Annotated in this window: 13 protein-coding genes; 7 read left to right on the forward strand and 6 right to left on the reverse strand. The window is 61.9% G+C overall.

Features of this window, described 5'->3' with window-relative positions:
* Window positions 1-216 precede the first annotated feature (216 nt).
* From AC07PQ_RS16480 to AC07PQ_RS16495, 4 genes are read right to left on the reverse strand one after another with little or no spacing between them, the layout of a single operon-like run.
* Window positions 217-951 (reverse strand): amino acid ABC transporter ATP-binding protein, encoded by a 735-nt coding sequence (locus AC07PQ_RS16480; protein ID WP_097134689.1) that lies wholly within the window; start codon window positions 949-951, stop codon window positions 217-219.
* A complete protein-coding gene (locus tag AC07PQ_RS16485; RefSeq protein ID WP_007926721.1) occupies window positions 938-1,588 on the reverse strand; it encodes an amino acid ABC transporter permease in 651 nt (216 codons plus the stop codon). Before AC07PQ_RS16485 ends, AC07PQ_RS16480 begins: the two co-directional genes overlap by 14 nt.
* Complete coding sequence (locus AC07PQ_RS16490) at window positions 1,585-2,253, reverse strand: amino acid ABC transporter permease (protein ID WP_053263061.1); 669 nt, start codon at window positions 2,251-2,253, stop codon at window positions 1,585-1,587. Before AC07PQ_RS16490 ends, AC07PQ_RS16485 begins: the two co-directional genes overlap by 4 nt.
* Before the next feature lie 21 nt (window positions 2,254-2,274).
* Window positions 2,275-3,060: a transporter substrate-binding domain-containing protein gene (locus AC07PQ_RS16495; protein ID WP_087092512.1), complete on the reverse strand. Its 786-nt coding sequence runs from the start codon at window positions 3,058-3,060 to the stop codon at window positions 2,275-2,277.
* Between the two features lie 254 nt (window positions 3,061-3,314).
* Here AC07PQ_RS16495 and AC07PQ_RS16500 point away from each other — a divergent pair, with 254 nt between their 5' ends.
* The 6 genes from AC07PQ_RS16500 to AC07PQ_RS16525 all read left to right on the forward strand — a co-directional run bounded on the left by AC07PQ_RS16500 (window position 3,315) and on the right by AC07PQ_RS16525 (window position 9,412).
* Entirely contained in the window at window positions 3,315-4,013 is a 699-nt protein-coding gene (locus tag AC07PQ_RS16500) for a FadR/GntR family transcriptional regulator (protein WP_007926724.1), read from the forward strand.
* 126 nt (window positions 4,014-4,139) lie between these two features.
* Entirely contained in the window at window positions 4,140-4,469 is a 330-nt protein-coding gene (gene trxA, locus AC07PQ_RS16505) for a thioredoxin TrxA (RefSeq protein ID WP_003206727.1), read from the forward strand.
* 248 nt (window positions 4,470-4,717) lie between these two features.
* Window positions 4,718-5,977: a transcription termination factor Rho gene (gene rho, locus AC07PQ_RS16510; RefSeq protein WP_007926725.1), complete on the forward strand. Its 1,260-nt coding sequence runs from the start codon at window positions 4,718-4,720 to the stop codon at window positions 5,975-5,977.
* Between the two features lie 140 nt (window positions 5,978-6,117).
* Window positions 6,118-7,584: a 4-hydroxy-3-polyprenylbenzoate decarboxylase gene (gene ubiD / locus AC07PQ_RS16515; RefSeq protein ID WP_053263060.1), complete on the forward strand. Its 1,467-nt coding sequence runs from the start codon at window positions 6,118-6,120 to the stop codon at window positions 7,582-7,584.
* Window positions 7,584-8,552 carry a CDP-6-deoxy-delta-3,4-glucoseen reductase gene (locus tag AC07PQ_RS16520; RefSeq protein WP_007926728.1) on the forward strand — a complete coding sequence of 323 codons (969 nt, stop codon included), beginning with the start codon at window positions 7,584-7,586 and terminating at the stop codon, window positions 8,550-8,552. Before ubiD ends, AC07PQ_RS16520 begins: the two co-directional genes overlap by 1 nt.
* A 212-nt stretch (window positions 8,553-8,764) precedes the next feature.
* A complete protein-coding gene (locus tag AC07PQ_RS16525; RefSeq protein ID WP_007926730.1) occupies window positions 8,765-9,412 on the forward strand; it encodes a gamma-glutamylcyclotransferase in 648 nt (215 codons plus the stop codon).
* On the opposite strand, the gene glpT is transcribed toward AC07PQ_RS16525, so the two are convergent.
* Together glpT and AC07PQ_RS16535 are read right to left on the reverse strand one after the other, a co-directional pair.
* Complete coding sequence (glpT, locus tag AC07PQ_RS16530) at window positions 9,409-10,758, reverse strand: glycerol-3-phosphate transporter (RefSeq protein ID WP_007926732.1); 1,350 nt, start codon at window positions 10,756-10,758, stop codon at window positions 9,409-9,411. The two genes, AC07PQ_RS16525 and glpT, sit on opposite strands and share 4 nt — an antisense overlap.
* A gap of 273 nt (window positions 10,759-11,031) precedes the next feature.
* Window positions 11,032-12,009 (reverse strand): NADPH:quinone oxidoreductase family protein, encoded by a 978-nt coding sequence (locus tag AC07PQ_RS16535; protein WP_007926734.1) that lies wholly within the window; start codon window positions 12,007-12,009, stop codon window positions 11,032-11,034.
* 158 nt (window positions 12,010-12,167) lie between these two features.
* Here AC07PQ_RS16535 and AC07PQ_RS16540 point away from each other — a divergent pair, with 158 nt between their 5' ends.
* A complete protein-coding gene (locus AC07PQ_RS16540; RefSeq protein ID WP_007926735.1) occupies window positions 12,168-12,575 on the forward strand; it encodes a flagellar basal body-associated protein FliL in 408 nt (135 codons plus the stop codon).
* Window positions 12,576-12,691 lie beyond the last annotated feature (116 nt).

Genomic DNA, 12,691 nt, shown 5'->3' on the forward strand with positions numbered 1-12,691 from the left:
GATAACCTTGCCATCCTGCCACGATCAATCGCTCGCGCCAACGCGCAGTGTCCAATGCGTTGACTCAACGCATGAATCCTTGCGCCACAGCTCCTGTAGCCGCTGCCGCAGGCTGCGACCGACTGCGCAGCAGGCACTGTTCTTGAGGGGCCAGGAAGGCCCTGCGACCAGCGTGGCCCGGACCATCGCAGCCTGCGGCAGCGGCTACGGGTAGCATCAAGCGCTTTCATTGGTCCCGATGAAATTCGCCAGTTCCGGCGTCTGCGGGTTGGCGAACAGCACTTTCGGGTCGCCCACTTCATGCACCTTGCCCTGATGCATGAACACCAGCTTGTCGCCCACTTCCCGGGCGAAACGCATCTCGTGGGTCACCATGATCAGGGTCATGCCGTCCTTGGCCAGCTGGCGCACCACGCTCAGGACTTCGTTGACCAGCTCCGGGTCCAGGGCCGAGGTGATCTCGTCGCACAGCAGCACCTTGGGCGACATGGCCAGCGCCCGGGCGATCGCCACCCGCTGTTGCTGGCCGCCGGACAGGCGGTCGGGGAAGGCGTCGAACTTCTCCTCCAGGCCGACCCGCTTCAGCATCTTGCGCGCCAGCTCGGCGGCCCTGGCCTTGGGCACCTTCTGTACCACCTGCGGGGCGAGCATGACGTTCTCGCCGACGGTCAGGTGCGGGAACAGGTTGAACTGCTGGAACACCATGCCGACCTTCTGCCGCAGGCTGCGCAGGTCGGCGCGGGCGGCGTCGAGGTATTCGCCGTCGACTTCGATGACCCCGTCGTTGATCGACTCCAGGCCGTTGAGGGTGCGCAGCAAGGTGCTCTTGCCCGAGCCGCTGCGGCCGATGATCGCCACCACCTGGCCTTCCTCGATACTGAGGTCGATGCCCTTGAGCACATGATGGTCGCCGTAATATTTATGCAGGGCGGAAATTCTAAGCAGAGGCATGCAGTCTCCTTTCCAGGTAGCGCGCACTGAGGGACAGGGGGTAGCACAGCAGGAAGTAACCGAGCGCCACCAGGCCGTAGACCATGAAGGGCTCGAAGGTGGCATTGGCGAGCATGCCGCCGGTCTTGGTCAGCTCGGTGAAGCCGATGATCGAGGTCACCGCGGTGCCTTTGACCACCTGCACCGAGAAGCCCACGGTAGGCGCCACGGCAATCCGCAGCGCCTGCGGCAGGATCACATGGCGCAGCTGTTCATAAGGGTTGAGCGCCAGGCTGGAGGAGGCTTCCCACTGGCCGTTGGGGATCGAGTCGACGCAGCCGCGCCAGATCTCCGCCAGGTAGGCGCTGGTGAACAGCGTCAGGGCGATGGCCGCCGCCAGCCAGGGCGAGATATCCACCCCCAGCAGGGCGATGCCGAAGAACACCAGGAACAGCTGCATCAACAGCGGCGTGCCCTGGAACAGCTCGATGTACAGGCGGGCGAAACCGCTGGGGAAAGCCTTCTTGGAAATGCGCAGGGTCATGATCAGCAAACCGATCAGCCCGCCGCCGACAAAGGCCACCAGCGACAGCAGCAGGGTCCATTGCAGGCCGGTCAGCAGGTTACGCACGATGTCCCAGAAGCTGAAATCACTCATTGGCTGCTCCTCGCGATATAGCGGCGCCCGACCCAGTTCAGCAGCTGCCGGATCAGCAGGGCCATGCACAGGTAGATCAGCGTGGTCAGGGCGTAGGTTTCAAAGGCGCGGAAGTTGCGCGACTGAATGAAGTTGGCGGCGAAGCTCAGCTCCTCGGTGGCGATCTGCGAACACACCGCCGAACCGAGCATGACGATGATGATCTGGCTGCTCAGGGCCGGCCACACCTTGCCCAGCGCCGGCAGCAACACCACATGGCGGAAGGCCTCCAGGCGCGTCATGGCCAGGGCCGCCGCGGCCTCCAGCTGGCCGCGGGGGATGGCCTGGATGCCGGCGCGGATGATTTCCGTGGAGTAGGCCCCCAGGTTGATCACCATCGCCAGCACCGCCGCCTGCCACTCGGAGATCTGCAGCCCCAGGGATGGCAAGCCGAAGAAGATGAAGAACAGCTGCACCAGGAACGGGGTGTTGCGGATCAGCTCGACGTAGACGCCGAAGAGGGCCGAGAAGGGCTGGATCTTCCAGGCCCGCACCACCGCGCCGACTATGCCCAGGCCGACCCCGAGCAATGCGCCGATGGCGGTCAGCTCAAGGGTGAACAGGGCGCCGCGCAGCAGCAGGCTGGTGTTTTCCAGCACCGGTAGAAAGTCGAACTGATAAGCCATGGATAACCTCCGCGACTGCGATCAGAGGCCAGCCGGCAATGGCTGCTTGAGCCACAGCTGGGCGTTCTTTTCCAGGCTGCCGTCGGCCTTGGCGGTGGTGAGGATCTGGTTGACCTTGTCCAGCAGCTCCGGCTGGTTCTTGTTCACGCCGACATAGACAGGGGAATCCTTGAGCTTGACCTTCATCGCCGGGATGCGTTTCGGGTTGCGTTCGCTGATGGCGACCATCACCACGTTGCCGCTGGCGATCAGGTCGACCTGGCCGGCCAGGTAGGCGGCGATGGTCGAGTTGTTGTCCTCGAAGCGCTTGATGGTCACGCCTTGCGGGGCCACGGCGGTCAGTTCGATGTCTTCGATGGCGCCACGGGTGACGCTGATGGTCTTGCCCTTGAGGTCGTCGAGGGTGGCGACTGGCGCTTCGGGTGGGCCGAATACCGCCAGGTAGAAGGGCGCGTAGGCCTGGGAGAAGTCGATGACCTTCTCGCGCTCCGGGTTCTTGCCGAGGCTGGAGATCACCAGGTCGACCTTGCCGGTGGTCAGGAACGGAATGCGGTTGGTGCTGTTGACCGGGGTCAGTTCGAGCTTGACCTTGAGCTGGTCGGCCAGCAGTTTCGCGGTGTCGATATCCAGGCCGCGGGGTTTCATGTCCGGACCGACCGAGCCGAAGGGTGGGAAATCCTGGGGCACGGCCACCTTGAGGGTGCCACGGGCGACGACATCGTCCAGGCCGCTGGCGTGGGCGGGCGTCTGACTCAGCAGCAGGCTGGCAAACAGGGCAGAGAGCAGGGCGCTGAAACGCTTGGTCATGGCAAATCTCCGGATTCACGGGAAGTGATTTCTGCGCAGCGACACAGCACAGCCCGTGCCAAACGCCGGAAAAAGCCCTGGAGCGCCGGGTTTTGCTGGCGTCCTTCGGTCTTACTGGTCTGAACAGTTGATGGCGTTTCTGCCCCCTTATCGAGCGCCCGGAGATACGCCCGAACCCCCTTGGGGCACGACTTGCCGGGCTCGGCGAATAGCTTTACAACTAGCCTTTTCCTGGACTGGCCAGCCTGCATTCTATGAACTCGATCTCCCGCGCCGTACCCGAGGTGGCGCTGCAAGCCATCCGCCAATTGATCAACGAGCGCGGCTTCGGCCCGGGCGATGCGCTGCCGTCGCAGCGCGATCTGGCCGTGCAACTGGGGGTCAGCCGGGCTTCATTGCGCGAGGCGCTGTCGTCCTTGAGCGCCTTGGGCGTGATCAGCGTGCAGCCTGGCAAAGGCGTGTTCGTGCAGGCCGCGCAATTGCCGGTCAATGGCGCGGGGCTGAGCTGGCCGTTCGCGGCCCAGGCGTCGCCGACGGATATCTTCCAATTGCGCTACGCCCTGGAAGGCTTCGCCGCGGGGCTGGCGGCCGTGACGCTGACCGCCGATGAGCTGGATGCGTTGCAGGATAATGTCGAGGCCATGCGCAACGAGCTGCGGGCGGCGGATTTCGAGGCGGCGGCGCGGCTGGATTTCGAGTTTCACCAGAAGATCCTGCAAGCCAGCGGCAATCAGGCAATGGTGAGCATTCTCAGTACCAGCGCCGAGATCTTTCTGGAGAGCCAGAAACTACCGTTCATCCGGCCCGAGCGGGCCATGGAAACCTGGCAGGAGCATCGCAAGATCCTCCGCGGGCTGGCCCGGCATGCCTCTGGGGCGGCGCAGAAGGCCATGCAGGAGCATGTGCGCGGCGCGGCCCTGCGCACCGGAATCGCCTTCGTCACCCCTGCATAGTTTCCAGTTGAGCTATACCCAAATTCATCGGGCACCATAGCGAGAGTCAATCAACTCCGGCTTCCTGAACGCGGGAAGGGCGGCTATGATGGGCCACGTTTTTTTGCTTACAACCTGGAGACTTCCATGAGCAGCGATCTTATCAAACACGTTAGCGACGCTAGCTTCGAGGCTGACGTACTCAAGGCCGAAGGCGCTGTACTGGTCGACTACTGGGCTGAGTGGTGCGGCCCATGCAAAATGATCGCTCCGGTCCTGGACGAAATCGCTGAAACCTACAAAGGCAAGCTGACCGTTGCCAAGCTGAACATCGACGAAAACCAGGAAACCCCGGCCAAGCATGGCGTGCGTGGTATCCCGACGCTGATGCTGTTCAAGAACGGCAACGTCGAAGCCACCAAGGTCGGCGCGCTGTCCAAGTCGCAACTGGCTGCTTTCCTCGACGCCAACATCTAAGCGTCGTTGTAAATCGCATCAAAAAAGCCCCGTAAATAGCGGGGCTTTTTCATTATTCAGGGCTAGACGCTCAGAAACTCAGGTGTTACATTCGGCCCCGCACTGGTTTCTCCTCTGCCCCCTGCAAGCCGTCGCCGACGCTCTCCTTTTCGAATAAGTACGCGATCCTGTCGCCTTCTCCGCGGCGCGGCATCATTAAGCCAAAAGCTTAATTTCCCCCCCTCCATAAATGATTACGTCATTCCTATATGAATCTGACTGAACTCAAGCAAAAGCCGATTACCGAACTGCTCGAATTGGCCGAACAGATGGGCATAGAAAATATGGCCCGTTCGCGCAAGCAGGACGTGATTTTCTCCCTGCTGAAAAAGCACGCTAAAAGCGGCGAGGAAATCTCCGGTGATGGCGTGCTGGAGATCCTCCAGGACGGCTTCGGCTTTCTTCGCTCCTCCGACGCCTCCTATCTGGCCGGCCCAGACGATATCTACGTCTCCCCGAGCCAGATCCGTCGTTTCAACTTGCGCACCGGTGACACCATCGTTGGCAAGATCCGCCCTCCAAAGGAAGGCGAGCGTTACTTCGCACTGCTGAAGGTCGACACGATCAACTACGATCGTCCCGAGAACGCGAAGAACAAGATCCTGTTCGAAAACCTGACGCCGCTGTTCCCGACCGTGCGCATGAAGATGGAAGCCGGCAACGGTTCCACCGAAGACCTGACCGGTCGTGTCATCGACCTGTGCGCCCCGATCGGTAAAGGCCAGCGCGGTCTGATCGTTGCTCCGCCGAAAGCGGGCAAGACCATCATGCTGCAGAACATCGCGTCGAACATCACCCGTAACAACCCTGAAGTTCATCTGATCGTGCTGCTGATCGACGAACGTCCGGAAGAAGTGACCGAGATGCAGCGCACCGTGCGCGGCGAAGTGGTCGCCTCCACCTTCGACGAACCGCCAACCCGCCACGTGCAGGTTGCCGAGATGGTGATCGAGAAGGCCAAGCGCCTGGTCGAACACAAGAAGGACGTGGTGATCCTGCTCGACTCCATCACCCGTCTGGCCCGTGCCTACAACACCGTGATCCCGAGCTCCGGCAAGGTGCTGACCGGTGGTGTCGATGCCCACGCCCTGGAAAAACCGAAGCGTTTCTTCGGTGCCGCGCGGAACATCGAAGAAGGCGGCTCGCTGACCATCATCGCCACCGCGCTGGTCGAGACTGGCTCGAAGATGGACGAAGTGATCTACGAAGAGTTCAAGGGTACCGGCAACATGGAGCTGCCCCTGGACCGCAAGATCGCCGAGAAGCGCGTATTCCCGGCCATCAACATCAACCGTTCCGGCACCCGCCGCGAAGAGTTGCTGACCGCCGACGACGAGCTGCAGCGCATGTGGATCCTGCGCAAGCTGCTGCATCCGATGGATGAAGTCGCCGCCATCGAGTTCCTGGTCGACAAGCTGAAACAGACCAAGACCAACGATGAGTTCTTCCTGTCGATGAAACGCAAGTAAGTCGAGCGGGACCGCAAAAGCCGGGGAAACCCGGCTTTTTGCTATCTGATTATTGATGGACGGCAGTTCACTGTTCTGAACAGTCGGGTTCGGCGCTAAACTGCCAGCCCCGAACGCCACGGCCAAAACGAGGCTCACGCATGCAGTATCGCGACTTGCGCGACTTTATCAGCGGTCTGGAACAGCGCGGCGAACTCAAGCGCATCCAGGTTCCGGTGTCCCCAGTGCTGGAAATGACCGAGGTCTGCGATCGCACCTTGCGTGCCAAAGGTCCGGCCCTGCTGTTTGAAAACCCCACCGGCTACGACATTCCGGTGCTGGGCAACCTGTTCGGCACCCCGGAGCGCGTGGCGCTGGGCATGGGCGCCGAGGCGGTCAGCGAACTGCGGGAAATCGGCAAGCTGCTGGCGTTCCTCAAGGAGCCCGAGCCGCCCAAGGGGCTCAAGGATGCCTGGTCCAAGCTGCCGATCTTTCGCAAGATCATTTCCATGGCGCCCAAAGTCGTCAAGGATGCCATCTGCCAGGAAGTGGTCATCGAAGGCGATGACGTCGACCTGGCGATGCTGCCGGTGCAGACCTGCTGGCCGGGCGATGTCGGCCCGCTGATCACCTGGGGCCTGACCGTCACCAAGGGGCCGAACAAGGACCGGCAGAATCTCGGTATCTATCGCCAGCAGGTGATCGGCCGCAACAAGGTGATCATGCGCTGGTTGAGCCACCGTGGCGGCGCGCTGGATTACCGCGAATGGTGCGAGAAGCACCCGGGCCAGCCGTTCCCGGTGTCCGTGGCCCTGGGCGCCGATCCTGCGACCATCCTCGGCGCCGTGACGCCGGTGCCGGACAGCCTCTCCGAATACGCCTTCGCCGGCCTGCTGCGGGGCAACCGCACCGAACTGGTGAAATGCCGCGGCAACGATCTGCAAGTGCCAGCCACCGCGGAAATCATCCTGGAAGGGGTGATCCATCCGGGCGAGATGGCCGACGAAGGCCCGTATGGCGATCACACTGGCTACTACAACGAAGTCGACAGCTTCCCGGTGTTCACCGTCGAGCGCATCACCCACCGGATCAAGCCGATCTACCACAGCACCTACACCGGTCGTCCGCCGGATGAGCCGGCGATTCTCGGCGTGGCGCTGAACGAAGTATTCGTGCCTATCCTGCAGAAACAATTCCCGGAAATCACCGACTTCTACCTGCCGCCCGAAGGCTGCTCGTACCGCATGGCGGTGGTGACCATGAAGAAGCAGTACCCCGGCCACGCCAAGCGGGTAATGCTCGGTGTCTGGTCGTTTTTGCGACAGTTCATGTACACCAAGTTCGTTATCGTCACTGACGACGATATCAACGCGCGCGACTGGAACGACGTGATCTGGGCCATTACCACGCGCATGGACCCCAAGCGCGATACGGTGATGATCGATAACACGCCGATCGACTACCTGGACTTCGCCTCGCCAGTCTCTGGCCTGGGCTCGAAGATGGGGCTCGATGCCACGCATAAATGGCCCGGTGAAACCACCCGCGAGTGGGGCCGGGTGATCGTCAAGGATGAGGCAGTGACCCGCCGGATCGATGCCATCTGGAATCAGTTAGGAATAGATTGATGCGTGTAACCTTGCAGCCCTCCGGAGCGGTGCTTGAGACGCTGCCCGGCGAGCGGATTCTCGATGCGGCGCGGCGCCTGGGCTATGAATGCCCGCAAAGCTGCCGCAATGGCAACTGTCATGTGTGCTGCGCCCTGCTGGTGGAGGGCCGTGTCCTGCAGGCCGGCGATGTGCGCGATCATGGCGAGTTCTACACTTGCATTGCAGAGCCGCTGGAAGACTGCATCGTGCTGTGGGATGGCGTCCTTGCGCTGGGAGAACTGCCGGTGCGCAGTCTGTCGTGTCAGGTCACCGAGTGTCTGGAAGTCGGCGGCGATGTCTGGCGGGTCCGCCTGCGGGCGCCCGCCGGCAAGCCACCGCGTTATCACGCTGGCCAGTACCTGATGCTCGAGCGGGAGAATGGCGAGAAGTCGGCATTCTCCCTGGCCTCGGCGCCGCACGCCGGGCGCGAGCTGGAGCTGCACGTACTGGTGCGCGAAAGCAGTGCACAAAGCCTGATCGAACAGTTGCAGCGCAACGGCAACGTGCGCGTCGAGCTGCCGTTTGGCGATACCCACCTGGCCGAGCTGCCGGACGGGCCGCTGGTGCTGATCGCCGCCGGTACCGGCATGGCGCAAATGCACAGCCTGATCGAGCATTGCCGGGCCAAGGGCTTCAAATACCCGGTGCACCTGTACTGGGGCGTGCGCCGGCCGGACGACTTCTACCAGATCGAGCACTGGGACGAATGGAAGAAGTTGCCCAACCTGTTCCTGCACAAGGTGGTCAGCGACCTCTGTGGCTGGGAAGGGCGCTGCGGCATGCTGCACGAGGCGGTGAGCGAGGACATTGCCGACCTGTCGGCGGTGCATGTCTACGCCAGCGGCTCGCCAGCGATGATCTACGCGACCCTCGACGCGCTGGTCGAAGCGGGCATGGATGCGCACCAGATGCGCGCCGATGTATTTGCCTACGCTCCTCGGTCCTGAGTTCTCGGGGCTGTCCCTCGTTATAACTTCCTATATAGCCCATCGGTATTTATTTAATTAGATAAATGCCGGTAGGTTATATGTCACGCATTATTGAAAGTTAAAACTCTTCGATGGCACTTAACTTGCCTTGAAACATATGTGTCTTGGAGTTACAGCCGTGCGTTCTATTAAGTAATTCTTTATACGCGGGGAGCCGAACGCTATTCGCCATGACAGCCATTGAATCCAGTTTTTTGAATCTGGCTTACCCTCCGCGGCTCGACCTGGGGCCGCAGCTCACCCACGAACAGCTTCTCAGCTCGATGCAGTCCACCATGGCGCGCCACAAGGGCGGGCCGGTCTGGCTGTTTGCCTACGGTTCGCTGATCTGGCGCCCCGAATGTTCGGCGGTCGAGCGCATGCGCGGGCGGGTGCATGGTTACCATCGCGGTCTGTATCTGTGGTCCCACGAGCACCGTGGCACGCCGGAGAAGCCGGGGCTGGTCTTTGGCCTGGATCGTGGCGGTTCCTGCAGCGGCTTCGCCTACCGCCTGCCGCAAGAGCAGCTGGAAACCTCGCTGTATGCGCTGTGGCAGCGCGAGATGCCATACCCGTCCTATCGCCCGCACTGGCTCAACTGCCGTCTTGAAGACGGTAGCCGGGTTCAGGCCCTGGGGTTCGTTCTGGAGCGACACCTGCCCAGCTATGCCGGCAACCTGCCGGACCATGTGCTGAGCCAGGTATTTGAAAACGCCTGCGGGCGCTACGGCACTACTCGCGATTATGTCGAGCAGACCGTGCACGCCCTGCGTAGCCACGCCATGCCAGACCGTAATCTGGAGGCGCGGCTCAAGCGCTGTAAGTCAGCCACCCATTAGGCAATGGCTTCGCGACTCTGGCTGGCGACCTGTTTGTGCCACAAGGTCGGAGCCAGGAAGGCCATCGACAGCAGGCAGGCGCCTACCAGCAGGACAAAACCGCCGTCCCAGCCGAAGTGGTCCACGGTGTAGCCCATCGCCGCGCTGGCCGCGACCGAACCACCCAAATAGCCGAACAGACCGGTGAAGCCCGCGGCGGTGCCGGCGGCTTTCTTCGGCGCCAGTTCCAGGGCCTGCAGGCCGATCAGCATCACCGGGCCATAGATCAGGAAGCCGATGGAGAACAGCGCGATCATGTCGATGGTCGGGTTGCCGGCCGGGTTCAGCCAGTACACCAGGGTCGCCACGGTCACCAGGGCCATGAACACCATGCCGGTCAGGCCACGGTTGCCACGGAAGATCTTGTCCGACATCCAGCCGCACAGCAGCGTGCCCGGGATCCCCGCCCACTCGTAGAAGAAGTACGCCCACGAGGTTTTATCCACGGTGAAGTGCTTGGCTTCCTTGAGGTAGGTCGGCGCCCAGTCCAGTACACCGTAGCGCAGCAGGTAGACGAAGACGTTGGCCATGGCGATGTACCAGAGCATTTTGTTGCGCAGCACGTATTTGACGAAGATTTCCTTGGCGCTGAATTCTTCTTCGTGGCTGGCGTCGTAGCCTTCCGGGTAGTCGTTCTTGTACTTCTCGATCGGCGGCAGGCCGACCGATTGCGGGGTGTCACGCATGGTGACGAAGGCGAACAGCGCCACCATCAGGGCCACAGCGGCCGGGACGTAGAACGCCGCGTGCCAGTCGTTGAACCAGCCCATGCCGAGCAGGAACAGCGGGCCGATCAGGCCGCCGCCAACGTTGTGCGCCACGTTCCATACCGAAACCACGCCGCCGCGTTCCTTCTGCGACCACCAGTGCACCATGGTCCGTCCGCTTGGCGGCCAGCCCATGCCCTGGGCCCAGCCGTTGATGAACAGCAGGATGAACATCATGGTCACGCTGGACGTGGCCCAGGGTGCGAAACCGAAAATGAACATCACCCCGGCCGACACCAGCAGGCCGAAGGGCAGGAAGTAGCGCGGGTTGGAGCGGTCGGACACCAGGCCCATGAGGAACTTGGACAGGCCGTAGGCGATGGCGATCGCCGACATGGCCAGGCCCAGTTGACCGCGGGTGTAACCCTCTTCGATCAGGTACGGCATGGCCAGGGAGAAGTTCTTGCGCAGCAGGTAGTAGCCGGCGTAGCCGATGAAGATCCCGGCGAAGATCTGCCAGCGCAGGCGGCGGTAGGTACTGTCTATTTTTTCGTCAGGCAGGGGCGCCTGATGTGCGGCAGGTCGAAAGAAAGCAAACATTCAAGAGCTCCAAATTTCTTGTTTTGACTGCGGATGCGAATGTTACAGTTTCGTTACCGAAAATAGCACTGCATCTTATCTGGGAGCACGCAACGCAGGAGCATTTGCATGTTCTTTTACGAACATGTCGCTTAAAGATAAGTGGAGGACGTACCTGATGCTTCTGTGTAGGAGCGAGCTTGCTCGCGATGGCGATCCGACAGTCAGTAATGAAGTCGACTGTCACACCGCTATCGCGAGCAAGCTCGCTCCTACATAAAGAAAAGGGGAGGTTCAGCGAACCTGGACCACCACCTTGCCCACCGCCTTGCGCTGGCCAAGATCGTTGATGGCGCTGGCGGCGTTGCTCAGCGGGTAGACCTGCGAGACCAGCGGTTTCAACTTGCCTTCGGCGAACCAGCCGAACAGCTGCTGGAAGTTCGCCGCGTTGTCCTGGGGCTGGCGCTGGGCGAACGAACCCCAGAACACGCCGATCACCGCGGCGCCCTTGAGCAGCGCCAGGTTGACCGGCAGCTCGGGAATGCGCCCGCTGGCGAAACCCACCACCAGCAGCCGGCCGTTCCAGGCGATGGCGCGGATGGCCTGGTCGAACAGGTCGCCGCCGACCGGGTCGTAGATCACATCGGCGCCCTGGCCGTCGGTCAGGCGCTTGATTTCGTCCTTCAGGCTGGTTTCGCTGTAGTTGATCAATTCGTCGGCGCCGGCGGCCTTGGCCACCGCGAGTTTCTCGGCGCTGCTGGCGGCGGCGATGACCCGGGCGCCCATGGCCTTGCCGATTTCCACCGCCGCCAGGCCGACACCGCCGGAAGCGCCGAGCACCAGCAGGGTTTCACCCGGCTGCAGGTTGCCGCGTTGCTTGAGGGCATGCATCGAGGTGCCGTAGGTCATGCTGAAGGCGGCGGCGGTGTTGAAGTCCATCGACGCTGGAATCGGCAGCACGTTGTAGCCTGGTACCGCGACTTCCTCGGCGAAGCTGCCCCAGCCGGTCAGCGCCATGACCCGGTCGCCGACCTTGAGGTGGCCGACCTTCTCACCGACGGCGCCGACCACCCCCGCGGCCTCGCCACCGGGCGAGAACGGGAAGGGCGGCTTGAACTGGTATTTACCCTCGATGATCAGCGTGTCCGGGAAGTTCACCCCGGCCGCGTGCACCTGCAGCAGAATTTCGTTCTTCTTCGGCACAGGACTCGCGACGTCTTCCAGCACCAGCGTTTCGGCGGGGCCGAAGGCTTTGCACAGCACGGCTTTCATCAGGGCTATTCCTTTGGGAGTGATGGCCGATAAGTGTAGGTGGGTGAATAACGCGGTCAACGAGCATGCCCCGGCCTGATAGCCAGCCATAAGCTTTGTGCTTGGGCACGGGCGCAGGGGCCTTTATGCTAGACCGCCTACCGGATAAGGAGCGAATTGTGAAAGCGTGGATCATGTTGATGCTGGCCCTGTCTCTGCCGATGGCAGCCATGGCCGAGGAAGCCAAAGAGGGCGAAGCACCGAAAGTCAGTTACATCAGCCTGAACCCGCCGTTCGTGGGCAACTACGGTCTGGATGGCGGCCCGAAGCTCAAGGTCTACAAGGCCGACGTCGCCCTGCGGGTGACCGGCGATGCCGCCGCCCAGGCGGTGAAGGCCAACGAGCCGTTGATCCGCAACCAGCTGGTGGCGCTGTTCGCCCAGCAGACCACGGAAACCATGAACAACGTCGAAGCCAAGGAAAAACTGCGTCAGGAAGCCCTGAAGCAGACCCAGCAGGTGATGAACGACGAAACCGGCAAGCCGGTGGTGGAAGACCTGCTGTTCAACAACCTGATCATCCAGTAATGCTGGATCTGTAGGAGCGAGGCTTGCCCGCGATAGCAATAGGGCGAGCCCCGCCCAGTTCCAGCCTGGCGGCTGATCGCGAGCGCTTCGCTCCTACAAGAAGTCATCGAGATCAC

The sequence above is a fragment of the Pseudomonas sp. GW821-FHT09E12 genome (genome assembly GCF_059416085.1).